This window comes from Rhizorhabdus phycosphaerae, from assembly GCF_011044255.1.
In the GTDB taxonomy this organism is placed as follows: Bacteria; Pseudomonadota; Alphaproteobacteria; order Sphingomonadales; family Sphingomonadaceae; genus Rhizorhabdus; species Rhizorhabdus phycosphaerae.
The window spans coordinates 271274-286653 of record NZ_CP049107.1 but is presented as its reverse complement, the minus strand read 5'-3'; the positions used below and the strand labels follow the sequence as shown (position 1 = coordinate 286653).

Genomic DNA, 15380 nt, shown 5'->3' with positions numbered 1-15380 from the left:
GAAATAGCCACCGTATATGACATTGATCGAGGATTAGCTCTTGGTACGCGGAACGAAGCTGGGTCGGGGTGGAAAGCTACTATGTGCGGTGACGGCCCTTGCGCTGTTGGCTCCGCCCGCGACCAGCCAGATGGCCGGCGATCCCAATGAGGAAATGTCGGGGGCGCTCAACATTCCGAAAGACATCACCGTCTTCGGCAATCGCGACCCCAATGTCCGCACGGCGACCGCGATCGTCAACGGTACCATCATCACCCAGACCGACGTCGAGCAGAGGCTGGCCCTCGTGGTCGCTGCCAATGGCGGCCGCATCCCGCAGGAAGAACTCGAGCGGCTGCGGCTTCAGGTCTTGCGCAACCTGATCGACGAGACGCTGCAGATCCAGGAAGCCAAGGCCCAGAAGATCGAGGTCGCTCCCGAAGAGGTGCAGCAGACCTATGATCGCGTGGCATCGAATTTCCGCAAGACACCCAAGGACTTCGCGGCCTTCCTGCACGAGAAGGGCTCTTCGGAGGTCTCGATCAAGCGGCAGATCGAGGGCGAGGCCGCATGGCGGCGCGTACTCAGCCGTCGCGTCGAACCCTTCGTCGCGGTCAGCGAGGAGGAGGTCAACGCGATCATCTCGCGCCTGAAGGCGTCGAAGGGCGCCAACGAATATCATGTCGGCGAGATCTTCCTGTCCGCCACGCCCGAAACCATGGGCGAGGCCGGCGCCAACGCCCAGCGCATCATCGAACAGATTCAGCGGGGCGCCTCCTTTGCGGCTTATGCGCGCCAGTTCTCCGAAGCCTCCACCGCCGCGGTCGGCGGCGATCTGGGCTGGGTTCGGGCCGAGCAGTTGCCGGAACAGCTTTCCGGCGTCGTCACGCAGTTGCAGAACGGACAGATTAGTCAGCCGATCGCCGTCCCCGGCGGATATTCGATCCTGCTCCTGATCGACAAGCGGCAGGTGCTGGGCGTCGATCCGCGCGACGCGCAACTGCTGCTGAAGCAGTTGACCGTCACCTTCCCGCCCAACATCACCCAGGCCCAGGCGACCCCGAAGCTCGAGGCCTTCGCCAAGGCGGTCAAGGACATTCAGGGCTGCGGCAAGGCCAATGAAGTGGCGCAGTCGGTCGGCGCGGACGTGGTCAACAACGACCAGATGACGATCCGCGACCTGCCGCCCCAGCTCCAGGATCTGATGCTCAACCTGCAGGTCGGACAGGCGACGCCGCCCTTCGGTTCGCTCAAGGATGGCGTACGTGCGCTGATCCTGTGCGGCCGCGACGATCCCGCGCCCACATCGGGTCCCTCCTTCGAGCAGATCCAGTCCCAGATCGAGCAGGAGCGCGTCAATCGCCGCGCCCAGCGCTATCTGCGCGATCTCCGGCGCGACGCGGTGATCGAGTATCGCTGACGCGATGGACATAGCCCCGCTCGCCGTCGCCCTCGGTGACCCCGCAGGCATTGGTCCCGAAATCGTGGCCAAGGCCTGGGACGCGCGGGACGACCATGATCTGGCGCCCTTCTTCGCGGTCGGCGACCAGCGTTCGATCGAGGCGGTGTGGTCCGGGCCCATATGCCTGATCTCCAGCCCCGACGAGGCGATGGGCTGTTTCTCCTCGGCTTTGCCGCTGATCCAGATTCACGACACGGCTGACATTGTTCCCGGGCAACCCGACCTGGCGGGGGCACGGTGCGCGCTCGACTCGCTCGAACTGGCAGCCGGCCTCGCGCGGTCGCCCATTGTCGGCGGTCTCGTCACGGCCCCCGTCGCCAAGTCGCAACTCTATGCGATCGGCTTCACGCATCCCGGGCAGACCGAATTCGTCGCCGAGCGCTGTGGCGTCTCCGCCGCGAATACCGTGATGCTGCTGGCAGGGCCCACGCTCCGCGCGGTCCCGATCACCACGCACGTACCGCTGCGCGAGGTGGTGAACATGGTGAGCATCGATCTCATCGTCGCCAAGGCACGAGCGACCGAGCGCGGCCTGATCAAGAATTTCGGTATAGAACGGCCGCGCCTGGCGATTGCCGGCTTCAATCCCCATGCCGGCGAAGGCGGCGCCATTGGCCGCGAAGAGATCGAACTGATCATTCCCGCCATCGAGATATTGCGCGCCGAAGGGATCGACGTGACGGGCCCTCTGGCCGCCGACACCATGTTCCATGCGCGCGCCCGCGCACAATATGATTGCGCCTTGTGCCTCTATCACGACCAAGCGCTCATCCCGCTCAAGACGCTCCATTTCGACGAAGGCGTGAACATGACGCTGGGTCTGCCGATCGTCCGCACAGCCCCCGACCACGGCACCGCCTTCGGCATCGCGGGGAAGAATGTCGCGCATCCCGGAGCGATGATCGCCGCCATTTCGCTGGCGGCGGAAGCGGCCCGGAACCGCCTGCTCCACGCATGACCGGAAAAATGCAGGGGCTGCCGCCGCTGCGCGACGTGATCGCGCGGCATGGCCTCAGCGCCAACAAGGCCCTTGGCCAGAATTTCCTCCTCGACGGCCAGCTCCTCGACAGGATTGCGCGCATTCCCGGCGACCTCGACGGGCAGACCGTCTATGAGGTCGGCCCCGGCCCGGGCGGGCTGACGCGGGCCCTGCTCGGCGCGGGGGCGTCCGTCGTGGCGGTGGAGAGGGACGATCGCTGCCTGCCGGCGCTCGCCGAACTCGACATAGCATCGGGCGGTCGGCTGCGGGTAATTTCGGCCGACGCGATGAAGATCGACGAACGCACAGAGGCCGGTGAAGGCGCCCATATCGCATCGAACCTGCCCTATAATGTCGGAACCGCGCTCTTCGTCCGCTGGCTTTCGCTCGACAAATGGCCGCCCTGGTGGCGCTCGCTCACGCTGATGTTCCAGAAGGAGGTCGCGGAGCGGATCGTCGCCAAGCCCGGCACGCCCGCTTATGGGCGACTGGCCGTGCTCGCCCAGTGGCGATCGACACCGACGATCGCGCTCAACGTGCATCGGTCCGCTTTCGTCCCCCCGCCCAAGGTGATGTCGGCCGTCGTGCACGTGATTCCGGGCGATCAGCCCGAGGGTGCGAGCATGGTCACGGTCGAAACGCTCACTGCCGCCGCCTTCGGACAGAGGCGCAAGATGCTGCGCCAGAGCCTGAAATCGGTGAAAGGCGCGGTCGATCTGCTGCCAACGGTCGGCATCGACCCGGAGCGGCGCGCGGAAACGCTCAGCGTCGAAGAGTTCGTCGCATTGGCCCGAGCGCTGGACTCGAACCGCTAGCTTCTCCCTACCGGAGAGACGACCTATTTGTCGGCGACGGCGCTGGTTTCGGCGCCCTTGGGCGGAACCTTGTCGCTGGCCGGCGCGGTGGCGACGACGGGGGGCGGCCCCTTGGCGATCGCGGCGGCGAGCTGCGCGGCGGGCGGACACTCGACCTTGCACAGCGCGCGTACCCGGGCGAGATTGGCGCGGGCTCTTTCGACCGCCCCCTTCTGGACCATGGCCTCGCCCTGGGCAGAGAGTGCGTTGACGTCATTGGGCTCGAGCGCAAGCGCCTCGAAATACATGCGGATGGCCTTGCCGGGCAGCTGCTGCGCCTGAGCGACCTTGCCGAGCACGATGAAGGCGTTGCGGTTGCGTGGGTCGACCGCGAGAGCGCTTTCCAGCGCATCATTGGCGGCCTCATATTTGCCGGCGGCCAGCGCCGACTGGCCCTCGGCAAGCAGGGCGAGCGACCGTGGATTGATCTGGTCGTCGGCCTTTTGCCCGCTGACCCCGCTGGACACCGCGAGAAGGGTCAGCGACAGAACCAGAGCAACGGGCGAAACTCGCATCAACATCTCCAACAGCGCGCTTTTCCGGCGTTCTATCATGCACGCACCAGCCTTGCGACGAAAAAGCCGTCGGTCCGGTCGTGCGCCGGGGTGAGCAGACGACCTGCACCATCCTGACGTCCGGCGATGAACCCAGGCTGATCGAAGCGATAATCGCGATACCGCTCGAGAAAGGCGTCGGCCTGAAGGCGGCCTTCCTCCGGCAACACCGAACAGACCGCGTAGACCAGCGCCCCGCCCGGCTTCACGAGTGGAGCAGAAATGTCCAGAAGGCGCGCCTGCAGTTCGACGAGCTGTGCGAGACGGGCCGGAGTCAGCCGCCAGCGTGCCTCGGGATTGCGCCGCCAGGTCCCCGTGCCCGAGCAGGGAGCATCGACGAGGACCACGTCGCAGCGATCGGCCAGATCGGCCAGCGCAGCGCTTTCGCGGCCCGGATCGAGCAGCCGCGTCTCGATGGCGATGCCGCCCGTGCGGCCCGCGCGCGGCGCAAGCCTGGAGAGGCGGGCCCGATTGCTGTCGCTGGCGATCAGGCGACCTTGCCCACCCATCGAGTCCGCCATCGCGAGTGTCTTCCCGCCCGCACCTGCGCACAGGTCCAACACCGTCATTCCCGGCGCGGCTCGCGCGGCAAGCGCGATCAGCTGGCTGCCCTCGTCCTGGATTTCGACGAGCCCCTGGGCCCATGGCTCGCTGGCTTCGACCGGGCTTCCTTCCGGCAGGCGCAGCCCGGCCGGAGAGAAAGGCGTAAGCTCGGCTGCGAGGGCGGACGCCATGCTCGCGCGATCGGTCCGGGCAAGATTGACCCGCACATCGAGTGGGGCCCGCTCCAGAAGCGCGGCATGCTCTTCCGGGGCAATGCGCGTGGACAGCCAGTCGGGCAGGACCAGGCCATCACTCCCCGCCTCGACCGGTTCGATCGGCGACGGCGCGTGCGCCCCGCCATCGAACAGGGCGGCAACGGCATCATCTTCCCTTGCCAGACCGACAAGCGCGGCGCGACCATGGTCAGGGATGTTGCCCGACCGGCGGATGGCCCGGTAGACGAGCTCGCGGATCGCGCGCCGGTCTTTCGACCCGGCATAGCGCCGCGTCTTGAAATAGCGCGCGATCAGCGTATCGGCCGCGGCACCCCCACCCCGGGCGCTGGCGATGATCTCGTCCAGCAGGTCGATCGCCGCCTGCGCGCGCGCGCCGGGCGTCATCCTGCCTCAGCGTGTCGGATAATTCGGTGCCTCACGGGTGATCGTCACGTCGTGGACGTGGCTCTCCTTGAGGCCCGCATTGGTGATCCGGATGAAACGCGCGCGTTCCTTCAGTTCGGGAATCGTCCGCGCACCGGTATAGCCCATCGCCGCCTTCACGCCGCCGACCAGCTGGTGGATCACGTCGCGCGCAGGCCCCTTATAGGGCACCTGCCCCTCGATCCCTTCGGGAACGAGCTTCATCTGATCCTTGATATCCTGCTGGAAATAGCGATCGGCCGAGCCGCGCGCCATCGCGCCGACCGAGCCCATGCCGCGATAGCTCTTATAGGCGCGGCCCTGATAGAGGAAGGTCTCGCCGGGGGCTTCCTCGGTTCCGGCGAGAAGCGATCCCACCATGACCGTGCTCGCGCCGGCGGCCAGCGCCTTGGCGATGTCGCCCGATGTCCGCAGGCCGCCATCGGCGATGACCGGCACGCCCGACTTGGCGGCTTCGGCGGCGGCTTCCATTACCGCCGTCAGCTGTGGCACGCCGACACCCGCGACGACGCGCGTGGTGCAGATCGAACCCGGGCCGATCCCGACCTTCACGCCATCGGCGCCGGCATCGATCAGGGCACGGGTCGCTTCAGCCGTCGCGACATTGCCGGCGATGACCTGGACCGAATTGGACAGCTTCTTCACACGCTCGACGGCCCGCGCGACGTCGCGGTTATGGCCGTGCGCGGTGTCGATGACGATCAGGTCGCACTCGGCGTCGATCAACGCCGCCGTGCGCTCATAGCCCTTGTCGCCGACCGTCGTCGCGGCGGCCACGCGGAGGCGACCGCTCGCATCCTTCGTCGCCGACGGATAGTTCACCGCCTTCTCGATGTCCTTGACCGTGATCAGGCCGACACAGCGGAACGCGTCGTCCACCACCAGCAGCTTCTCGATCCGGCGCTGGTGCAGCGTGCGGCGCGCCTCTTCCTGGCTGACCCCGGTCTTGACGACCGCCAGATTCTGACGGGTCATCAGTTCCGACACAGGCTGCAGCGGGTTTTCGGCAAAGCGCACGTCACGGTTGGTGATGATGCCGACCAGCTTTCCGTCCGCCTCGACAACCGGAATACCCGAGATGCGGTTGCGCGACATCAGCTCGAGCGCGTCGGCCAGCGTCTGCTCCGGCCGCATCGTGATGGGATTGACCACCATGCCGGACTCGAACCGCTTCACCGCGCGGACGGCGGCCGCCTGTTCCTCGACCGTCAGATTGCGATGCAAGACGCCGATGCCGCCCAGTTGGGCCATGACGATCGCCATGTCGGCCTCGGTAACGGTGTCCATCGCCGACGACAGGATCGGAATGTTCAGCGAGATCGCCTTGGTGACCTGCGTCGCGGTGTTCGCCTGGCTGGGCAATACGTCCGACTCGCCGGGCCGCAGAAGCACGTCGTCGAAAGTAAGGCCGAGGCTGATATCCATGAAGTCGAATCCCCGCGAGGTGTTTAAGGATTCGAGGCCATATATGATGGTGGGCCCGCTACGGCTAGCCCCGCCGTCCGCTTTTCGGCACGGCGGCCTCCGGGGGACGTTGCCGTCCCCCGGAGCGGGTCAATCCTCGCCTGCGATCAATACGCGGTTGCGGCCGGCATTCTTGGCCGCATAGAGCGCCTCGTCGGCGCGCCGGAGCATGTCACCCTCGTCTTCCCCGGTCTGAAGCTGGGCGATCCCTGCCGAGAAAGTAACCGTGCCGAGGGGCTCGCCAGTGGTCTTGGAGACAAGATGGCGTCCGGACAGTTCGTCGCGGATCTCGTCGATCCGCATCGCCGCCCGACGCCCCATGATGCCGTCGAACAGCACCAGGAATTCCTCCCCGCCGAACCGGCCGACAAAGGCATCCTCGCCGGCCCCATCGACGAGTGCGTCGGCCACCATCTTGAGGATTCGGTCACCCGTATCATGACCGAAATTGTCATTGATCTTCTTGAAATGGTCGATGTCGCAGAAGGCCACGGACAAGGGCGTGCCCTCCTGCGTCGCCTGAGCCATGGCGCGGGCGAGACGCGACTGGAAGGCCCGGCGGTTGGCGAGGCCGGTTAGCGGGTCGCTTTCGGCCACCGCCTGCGCCTCGGCCAGATCGTCCTGCAGCGACGCCATCTGCGAGCCCATTTCGGCAAGCCGGCGCTCGGCATCCTGGGTCTTGCCGATCATCGTCCGGGTCAGGTCGAGCATCAGTTCGAGCGCCCGAGTGGCGGGTTCGCCACCGGCGTCGAGAGCAGCAGCGCCGCGGTCGAGTGCGTTGCCGTAGGCGCTAGCATCGCTTCTCGACTGACCGACAAGGCTCGCTGCCAGCAACATGCTCTGATGCGCCTGATCGATCAGCTTCTCGAGCAACTCGGACGACACGGTGTTGGCCGTGCTCTCGACGATCTGCTGCGCGACGTCGTGCCGCAGGAAGCCATCCTGTGCGATCGCCGCATCGACGGCCGCCACGACGGCGGGATCGTGACCGCCTAGATATTGGTACCCCAGATCATAGTTGGTCGGCGTCGGATCGAGCCGATGCGTCTTCAGGAAAGCGCCGACGCGAGAGAAGAGGTCGTTTGCCGCCACGTCGGTCGATGCGGGTGTCGACGACACCGACGGCGCAACCTGCCGCTCCGAAACGTCGGCGTCCGCCGAACGCCCGAAGATCGAATCCAGACTCCAACCCTTGCGGGCTGGCGATGACGGGGGCTTTCCTTCGTACATGGCACCTGCTCGGAAAATGACGCGTTAGGGATATTCCCGGCCGCTTAATTTTCAGTGCTCTGAAGATGGTAAATATTCCCTGTCGGGTTCGACCCAGCCCCGCCGCGCTTCCACAGAGAAGAGCCTTTCGCGGCTGAAAAAGCGGAGCGGCCAGTCGCGCTGCCCCTCCTCCACCTGCAGCAGTCCGTTGACGCGATCGAGGAGGCCCGAATCGTCGCAACGCCTCAACCACTGGCGGACCCCAGCCACGAAGCATCGCGTGATCGTGTGATGATATCCGCTGGTGTCGGAGTTCGTCCCGCCGCTTGCTTCGTTATAGGCGCGAATGATCCCTGGCAGGTCGCGGTCGACGTTTACCTCGGGGCATTCCACGAGCAGCCAGAGGCAGGCGGCAAGATGCGCCTCGTGCGTCCAGGCCTGCAGGGGAAGCGACCGGTCCAGCAAGCCCCTTCCGATCGCTCGTATCTCCGACTCATCGTCGAACAATCGCGGCTGATCCATCATAGCTCCAAAGAAAAAGGGCGCCCCGACATGGCCGGGACGCCCTCGATCGGATCGAGCCGATCAGGCTGCTTTTGGCGCAGCCTGGCGGACGCCCTCGTCGACATGATCCGCGAATTGCGCGAAATTGTCGATGAACTGGCCGACCAGCTTCTTCGCCGTCGCATCATAAGCGTCGGCATCGGGCCAGGTTTCGCGCGGATTGAGGATCTTGCTTTCGACGCCGGGGACCGCGACCGGAACCTTGAAGCCGAAATTGGGATCGATGCGGAACTCGGCCGAGTTCAGGCTGCCATCGAGCGCAGCATTGAGCAGCGCGCGGGTCACCTTGATCGGCATGCGGTGGCCGACGCCATATTGGCCGCCAGTCCAGCCCGTATTCACCAGCCAGCAGTCGACTCCGCCCTTGGCGATCCGCTCCTTGAGCAGATTGCCATAGACCGACGGATGACGCGGCATGAAGGGCGCACCGAAGCAGGTCGAGAAGGTCGCCGACGGCTCGGTCACGCCGATCTCCGTGCCGGCGACACGCGCGGTGTAGCCCGACAGGAAATGGTACATTGCCTGGTCGGGGGTCAGCTTGGCGATCGGCGGCAGGACGCCATAGGCATCGGCGGTGAGGAAGATGATGTTCTTTGGAACCGGGCCGAGATTTTCCTTCGATGCGTTCGGGATGAAGTCGATCGGGTAGGATCCGCGGCTGTTCTCGGCGAGGCTATCGTCGTCGAGATCGATCACGCGGGTATCAGGATCGATCACGACATTCTCGAGCACCGTGCCGAAGCGCTTCGTCGTCGCGTAGATTTCCGGCTCGGCCTCGGCCGACAGGCGGATCATCTTCGCGTAGCAACCGCCCTCGAAATTGAAGACAGCCTCGTCCGACCAGCCATGCTCGTCATCCCCGATCAGCGTCCGGCTCGCATCGGCCGAGAGGGTCGTCTTGCCGGTGCCCGACAGGCCGAAGAAGATGGCGGTGTCGCCATTCGGGCCGATGTTCGCGGAACAGTGCATCGGCATCACGCCGGCCGCCGGCAGCTTGTAGTTGAGGATGCCGAACACCGACTTCTTCATCTCGCCGGCATAACGCGTGCCGCCTATCAGGATCAGCTTCTCGCTGAGGTTGACCGCGATCACCGTCTCGCTGCGGCAGCCATGGCGTGCCGGATCGGCAACGAAGCTGGGCAGATCGATGATGGTGAACTCGGGCGCGAAGGCGGCGAGTTCGGCGGCTTCGGGGCGCACAAGCAGCGTACGGATGAAAAGGCTGTGCCAGGCGAATTCGGTGATGACGCGCACGTTGACGCGGTGCGCCGGCTGCGAACCGCCGAAGAGATCCTGGACGAACAGCGTGTCCTTTGTCTTCAGATGAGACAGGAAATCGGCCTTCAGCGCCGCGAACTGCTCGGGAGTCATTCCCTTATTGGTCTTGCCCCACCAGACCGTCTCTTCGGTTTCGGCGTCGCGCACGATGAATTTATCGTTGGCCGAGCGGCCGGTGTGCGCGCCGGTCTTTACGACCAGCGGGCCGTCCTTCGACAGCAGGCCTTCGCCACGCTGTACGGCGAGCTCGACGAGCGGAGCGGTTCCGAGGTTCCAGTGGAGCTGGGCGTCGACGTCGATACCCTGTTTGTCGAGCCCGAAGGCGGGCGTGAGCTGAGGCACATTTATCTCCTATACGGGTGTGGCCACCGTTTTCCGGGTGCCGCTCCTAACGTGTAGGTACGTGAAGACTGCGCCGAATCCAGCCGGGCATCCTCCGTACCTTTGTGTCTTTCTTTTCGCGCATAGTTTCAAAGCCGGGGATCGTAAAGGGTGCGCTGCACGGTTGAACCTGCCCCGGCGCTGGGCTACGCAGACGGCATCATTCAGGCCGTCCGCGCTGGCCGTCATCATCTCTCGGGAGGCCCAACGGTCCCATGTCGGCCACGATCGCGTTAGTCGATGACGATCGCAACATCCTCACTTCCGTTTCGATCGCGCTGCAATCGGAAGGCTTCACCGTCCGGGTCTATTCGGACGGGGAAACGGCGCTGCGGTCGCTGCTGGATAACCCACCCGATCTTGCCGTGCTCGACATCAAGATGCCGCGCATGGACGGCATGGAGCTGCTCCGCCGGCTGCGCGAGAAGAGCAGCATCCCGACGATCTTCCTGACCTCGAAGGATGACGAGCTGGACGAAGCCCTGGGCCTCGCCATGGGCGCCGACGACTATATCACCAAGCCCTTCTCGCAGCGTCTCCTGATCGCCCGCATCCGCGCCATATTGCGCCGGACCGAAGCGCGCAGCGAACAGGATGGTCAGGCCGAGACGCCTGCGGCCGAGAAGATCCTGCGCGGCCGCCTCGAAATGGATCCTGCGCGCCACCGCGTGACCTGGGAGGGCAAGGACGTAACCCTGACGGTAACGGAATTCCTGATCCTGGAGGCGCTTGCCCAGCGGCCCGGCTTCGTCAAGTCGCGCGACCAGCTGATGGACACCGCCTATCAGGACGATGTCTATGTCGACGACCGTACGATCGACAGCCACATCAAGCGCTTGCGCCGAAAGTTCCGGCAGGTCGATTCCGAGTTCAAGGCGATCGAGACCCTCTATGGCGTAGGCTATCGCTTTGCCGAGGAATAGTCTGGCGCTGGGAACGCCCGAAGCTGCGGCACGCACTTCCCTCACCTCGCGAATCCTCGCCGTCAACATCTTCGCCCTCGCGATGCTCGCGGGTGGGTTCTTCTATCTGGACAGCTACCGGTCACAGCTGATCGACGCGCGGCTGGAGGAAACGGAGACCCAGGTCCGCCTTATCGCCGAAGCCTATGTCGTGACCCCGCCCGACGATCGCGGACGGCTGCTGGCGAAATTCGGACATGTCACCGAGACACGCCTCAGGGTCTATCCCTATGCATCCGGGGATAGCACTCCCCCGAAATCCCCGCCGTCGCTCGACAGCTGGTCCTATTCGAGCCCGACCTATGAACTGCGCGATCCCACCCAGGAAGACTGGCAGAAGCGCGCGGCACGTTTTCTCGATCGCACGATCGACGTCATCGTTGGCGCGGATCATCCAAAAAGGTTCAGCGAACCTGCCGTGGACGTGCTCGACGCCTGGCCGCTCGCCTGGCAGGCCGCTCAGGTCCATGGGCTTGCAACCGACGTGCAGCGAGCGCCCGATCGGACACCGATGATCCTCGCGGCTATCGACATCCGTGACGGCCGTGGCGGCGGCAATGTTCTGCTCTCGACCGAAAACCAGCGCGACATAACGCGGATCGTCCGCGCGGAACGGTTGCGGCTCGGCGTCGTGCTGCTGATCGTGGTGCTCGTCTCGGTCAGCCTGTCTCTGTTTCTCGCACGAACGATCGTCAGGCCCTTGCGGCGCCTCGCTCTGGCTGCCCATCGGGTGCGGCTGGGACGCGCTCGCGAAGTTCAGGTTCCCCGGCTGCCCGAGCGTCGCGACGAGATCGGCACGCTCGCCCGCGCGCTGTCCGACATGAGTCTGGCAATCCGCCAGCGGATCGACGCAACCGAAGCCTTCGCCGCCGATGTCGCGCATGAGCTAAAGAACCCGCTCGCATCGCTCCGGTCAGCCGTCGACAGCCTCGATCTTGTTAAAGATCCCGATCTTAAACAACAGCTTATCACCGTCATTCGTGACGACGTGGCAAGGCTCGACCGGCTGATCACCGACATTTCCGAAGCGTCGCGCGTAGATGCCGAACTGGCGCGCGCGCGGTTCGAATCGATCGATCTCGGCGTCATGATCGAAGGCCTCCTGGCGACGCGCGAGGCCCGTGGACGCAATGGCAGCGTGAGAGTCGCCTTCGCGCGCCCGCATCGCGGCACGGCCGTCGTCTTCGGCGACGGCTCGCGCCTGACGCGCGTGGTGGAGAATCTGGTCGAGAACGCCGTATCCTTCTCTCCCGACGGCGGACTGGTGCAGGTGTCAGCGACCCGTGATGGCGACGACGTTGTGATCAAGGTCGAAGACGAGGGGCCCGGCGTCCCGGCCGATGCGCGCGAAGCGATTTTCAACCGGTTCCATAGTGAGCGGCCAGACAAGGAAGCGTTCGGGCGTCACAGCGGCCTGGGCCTGGCCATCGCCAAGGCGATCGTCGAGGGTCATAACGGCACGATCGTCGCCATGGACCGCGACAACGCCCCCCGCGGCGCCAAATTCGTCATCCGGCTGCCGGCGCGGAGCCTTTGAATGGTGGCAGCCGCGAACCCGCTCCATGCGTCCAGTATAGTGATCGGCGGCCGCGCGCTGCTCATCGCCGGCCGCTCGGGCATCGGCAAGTCCGACCTGGCGCTACGCCTCATCGATCGCGGAGCGACCCTGCTGTCCGATGACTATACCCGGCTCGATGCCGAAGGCGGACGGCTGTTCGCCAGCCCTCCCCCGGCGATCGCCGGCAAGATCGAGGTGCGGGGCCTGGGCATCCTCGAGCTCCCGCATGTCGCACGCGCGCCCGTCGCCCTGATGCTCGACCTCGACCGGGCGCCCGAGAGGCTTCCGGAGGACGTGCTCGACGTCACCTCCCTCGAAGGCATATCGATTCCCACCCTCGGCTTTGCTCCTTTCGAGGCGTCCGCGCCGATCAAGGCCGAACTGGCGTTGAAGCGTCATGGGCTGGGAGAATCGCAATGAGCAGGTCGTCGCTACCGCGCAGAATTCTTTTCGTCACGGGCATGTCCGGCGCGGGAAAGAAGACTGCGCTCAAGGCGCTGGAGGACATGGGGTGGGAGACGGTCGACAATCTCCCGCTGTCGCTGCTCGATCGCCTCATCGCCGCAGCGCCGGCCGAGGGCAGCCTGGACGAACGGCGACCGCTGGCGATCGGCATCGACAGTCGGACCCGGGATTTCGACAGCAGACGGCTGGTGCGACGCGCCGCCGCGCTCAAGGCCGAGGGCCGCGACGCCGGCATTCTGTTCCTCGACTGCTCGGGCGCCGAGATCGCGCGGCGCTATTCGGCGACCCGCAGCCGCCACCCGCTGGCGCAGGACCGTCCGATCGAGGATGGCATCGTGCACGAGCGCGAATTGCTGGCGCCGCTCCGCGCGGCCGCCGACGAGCTGGTGGACACGTCGGAGATCTCGACCAATGACCTGCAGGCGTCGCTGCGGCGCAGCTTCGGCGACGCGACGGGAACCGGCACCACGCTGACCGTCATGTCGTTCGGTTTCTCGCGCGGCGTCCCCCGCGATGCCGATCTCGTTTTCGACATGCGGTTCCTGCGCAATCCGCATTGGGATCCGCAATTGCGGCCCAAGACCGGCCTGGATCCCGATGTCGGCGCCTATATCGTTGAAGATCCGACCTATGCCGAGGCCAAACAGCGAATCGAGGAGCTGCTGCTACTGCTGCTTCCGCGCTACGAAGCCGAGGGCAAAAGCTATGTGACGATCGCGATCGGGTGTACCGGCGGGAAACATAGATCGGTGCATTTTGCGGAAACACTCGCAAGCCGGTTGCGCGCTGCGGGATTTTCGCCCACGGTCCGCCATCGCGATCTGACTCAACAGAAGTCGGACGTTCAGGAGAGCACGGTGCCAGGCTTTGGGTCATGACCAGCGGGTTTAATGTCAGATGATCGGATTGGTGCTCGTTACTCATGGCCGCCTGGCGGCAGAGTTTGTTACGGCAATGGAACATGTCGTGGGGCCGCAGACCGCCATCGAGGCGATCTGTATCGGCCCCGATGACGATATGGAGGGACGCCGCGCCGACATTGCGCGGGCGGTCGCTGCTGTCGATGACGGCTCGGGGGTGATCCTGTTGACCGACCTGTTCGGCGGAACGCCGTCGAACCTGGCCATTTCGCTGATGGAGCCGGGCAAGGTGGAAGTCATCGCCGGCATCAACCTGCCCATGCTGATCCGCCTCGAAGGCGCGCGCAAGATGATGAAGATCAAGGCCGCCGTGGGCGCAGCGCGCGACGCTGGGCGAAAATATATTTCCGTCGCGTCCGAAGTGCTGGGAGAGGCCGCCGCATGACGACCGTCAGCCGCGAAGTCCGGATCACGAATATCAGGGGCCTCCACGCCCGTGCCAGCGCGAAGTTCGTGACCCTCGCGAGTTCGCACAGCGCCGAGGTCGAGGTCGAGAAGGACGGGTCCAAGGTCGCCGGAACGTCGATCATGGGGCTGATGATGCTCGGTGCGGCCAAGGGCGATAGCATCATCATCTCAGCCCGGGGCGATGGCGCCGAAAAGGCACTGGCTGCCCTTACCGAGCTGGTCGAAAACAAATTCGGCGAGGAATGACCCGGGCTCCTGTCGCCCCGTCGGTTACCCCGATGCCATCGTCAATCGCCTGCCCGCGCCACCTGCCCGGGCCCTATCGGAGCATGGTCCCCTGCCCCGCCAGATAACCGCCTATTCCAACACGCTGGTGAAGCGGGTCCGGTCGCTTCGCGAGAAGCGTCACCGCCGCGAGGAAGGGCTGTTCCTCGCCGAGGGTTTGCGCATCCTCACCGAAGCTGCCGATGCCGGCTTCCTGCCGGAATATGTCTTCTTCACCCGGGACGGTGCCGATCATCCTCTGACGAAGAAGCTGGTGTTCGCGGTCGAAGGCGCTGGCGGCGAGGCGATCGAGACCGAGCGCGACATCCTGTCCAAATTGTCCGGCAAGGACAATCCGCAGACCGTGCTCGGCGTTTATCGGGAGTGGGACACGAGCCTCTCGGCGGTCGACCGGTCGGCATCGAATATCTGGATCGTCGCCCAGTCGCTGCGCGATCCCGGCAATCTCGGAACCATATTACGGACGGGCGACGCCGTCGGGGCCGGCGGCCTGATCCTCGTCGACGACTGCGTCGACCCCTTCTCGGTAGAGGCCGTACGCGCGACGATGGGTGCGCTGTTCACGCAGAAGATCGCGACCGCGCGCTGGCCCGAATTCCTCTCATGGCTGCGCAGCGGCCCTGGCGAGCTGATCGGCACGAGCCTGCGCGCCGTCCACGATTATCAGGAGCCGCGTTACGAAGCACCGACCTTCATCCTCGTCGGCAACGAGGCGCAGGGGCTTCCCGCAGACTATGAGGACGCCTGCGACCGGCTGGTGAAGATCCCGATGCTGGGAAAGGCGGACAGCCTGAACGCTGCCGTGGCAACGGCTGTGATGGCCTATGAGGTGCTGAACCAGCGCCGGACGCGTTGA

Annotated in this window: 16 protein-coding genes; 10 read left to right on the top strand and 6 right to left on the bottom strand. The window is 65.3% G+C overall.

All coding sequences use genetic code 11. From position 1 onward, the window contains the following. Window positions 1-40 precede the first annotated feature (40 nt). From G6P88_RS01365 to rsmA, 3 genes are read left to right on the top strand one after another with little or no spacing between them, the layout of a single operon-like run. The gene (locus tag G6P88_RS01365; protein ID WP_425594465.1) at window positions 41-1399 is read left to right on the top strand and encodes a peptidylprolyl isomerase; all 1359 of its coding nucleotides are present in this window, start codon (window positions 41-43) and stop codon (window positions 1397-1399) included. A gap of 4 nt (window positions 1400-1403) precedes the next feature. After that, on the top strand, window positions 1404-2399 hold the full coding sequence (gene pdxA, locus G6P88_RS01360; protein WP_165321485.1) for a 4-hydroxythreonine-4-phosphate dehydrogenase PdxA: 996 nt from the start codon (window positions 1404-1406) through the stop codon (window positions 2397-2399). Continuing rightward, window positions 2396-3235, top strand: coding sequence for a 16S rRNA (adenine(1518)-N(6)/adenine(1519)-N(6))-dimethyltransferase RsmA (rsmA, locus tag G6P88_RS01355; RefSeq protein ID WP_165321484.1), 840 nt, complete (start codon window positions 2396-2398; stop codon window positions 3233-3235). The genes pdxA and rsmA overlap by 4 nt, the downstream gene beginning before the upstream one ends. Window positions 3236-3258: 23 nt before the next feature. On the opposite strand, the gene G6P88_RS01350 is transcribed toward rsmA, so the two are convergent. The 6 genes from G6P88_RS01350 to G6P88_RS01325 form a co-directional block, all read right to left on the bottom strand. Next, on the bottom strand, window positions 3259-3789 hold the full coding sequence (locus tag G6P88_RS01350) for a tetratricopeptide repeat protein (protein WP_165321483.1): 531 nt from the start codon (window positions 3787-3789) through the stop codon (window positions 3259-3261). Window positions 3790-3824: 35 nt separating this feature from the next. Next, complete coding sequence (locus tag G6P88_RS01345) at window positions 3825-4991, bottom strand: RsmB/NOP family class I SAM-dependent RNA methyltransferase (protein ID WP_165321482.1); 1167 nt, start codon at window positions 4989-4991, stop codon at window positions 3825-3827. 6 nt (window positions 4992-4997) lie between these two features. Then, on the bottom strand, window positions 4998-6455 hold the full coding sequence (gene guaB, locus G6P88_RS01340; protein WP_165321481.1) for an IMP dehydrogenase: 1458 nt from the start codon (window positions 6453-6455) through the stop codon (window positions 4998-5000). Window positions 6456-6584: 129 nt separating this feature from the next. Beyond that, window positions 6585-7724 (bottom strand): GGDEF domain-containing protein, encoded by a 1140-nt coding sequence (locus G6P88_RS01335; protein ID WP_165321480.1) that lies wholly within the window; start codon window positions 7722-7724, stop codon window positions 6585-6587. Window positions 7725-7775: 51 nt separating this feature from the next. After that, complete coding sequence (locus G6P88_RS01330; protein ID WP_165321479.1) at window positions 7776-8228, bottom strand: hypothetical protein; 453 nt, start codon at window positions 8226-8228, stop codon at window positions 7776-7778. Window positions 8229-8288: 60 nt separating this feature from the next. Beyond that, on the bottom strand, window positions 8289-9887 hold the full coding sequence (locus G6P88_RS01325) for a phosphoenolpyruvate carboxykinase (RefSeq protein WP_165321478.1): 1599 nt from the start codon (window positions 9885-9887) through the stop codon (window positions 8289-8291). A gap of 254 nt (window positions 9888-10141) precedes the next feature. On the opposite strand from G6P88_RS01325, the gene G6P88_RS01320 reads away from it, so the two are divergent. The 7 genes from G6P88_RS01320 (at window position 10142) to G6P88_RS01290 (ending at window position 15380) form a co-directional block, all read left to right on the top strand. Further along, on the top strand, window positions 10142-10849 hold the full coding sequence (locus G6P88_RS01320; RefSeq protein WP_165321477.1) for a response regulator transcription factor: 708 nt from the start codon (window positions 10142-10144) through the stop codon (window positions 10847-10849). Then, a complete protein-coding gene (locus tag G6P88_RS01315; RefSeq protein WP_165321476.1) occupies window positions 10836-12425 on the top strand; it encodes a sensor histidine kinase in 1590 nt (529 codons plus the stop codon). Before G6P88_RS01320 ends, G6P88_RS01315 begins: the two co-directional genes overlap by 14 nt. Next, on the top strand, window positions 12426-12866 hold the full coding sequence (locus G6P88_RS01310; RefSeq protein WP_165321475.1) for an HPr kinase/phosphorylase: 441 nt from the start codon (window positions 12426-12428) through the stop codon (window positions 12864-12866). It begins immediately after the preceding gene. After that, a complete protein-coding gene (rapZ, locus tag G6P88_RS01305; protein WP_165321474.1) occupies window positions 12863-13789 on the top strand; it encodes an RNase adapter RapZ in 927 nt (308 codons plus the stop codon). Before G6P88_RS01310 ends, rapZ begins: the two co-directional genes overlap by 4 nt. A 19-nt stretch (window positions 13790-13808) precedes the next feature. Beyond that, entirely contained in the window at window positions 13809-14216 is a 408-nt protein-coding gene (locus G6P88_RS01300) for a PTS sugar transporter subunit IIA (protein ID WP_165321473.1), read from the top strand. Continuing rightward, window positions 14213-14485 (top strand): HPr family phosphocarrier protein, encoded by a 273-nt coding sequence (locus G6P88_RS01295; protein ID WP_165321472.1) that lies wholly within the window; start codon window positions 14213-14215, stop codon window positions 14483-14485. The genes G6P88_RS01300 and G6P88_RS01295 overlap by 4 nt, the downstream gene beginning before the upstream one ends. Before the next feature lie 91 nt (window positions 14486-14576). Next, entirely contained in the window at window positions 14577-15380 is an 804-nt protein-coding gene (locus G6P88_RS01290; RefSeq protein WP_165324827.1) for a TrmH family RNA methyltransferase, read from the top strand.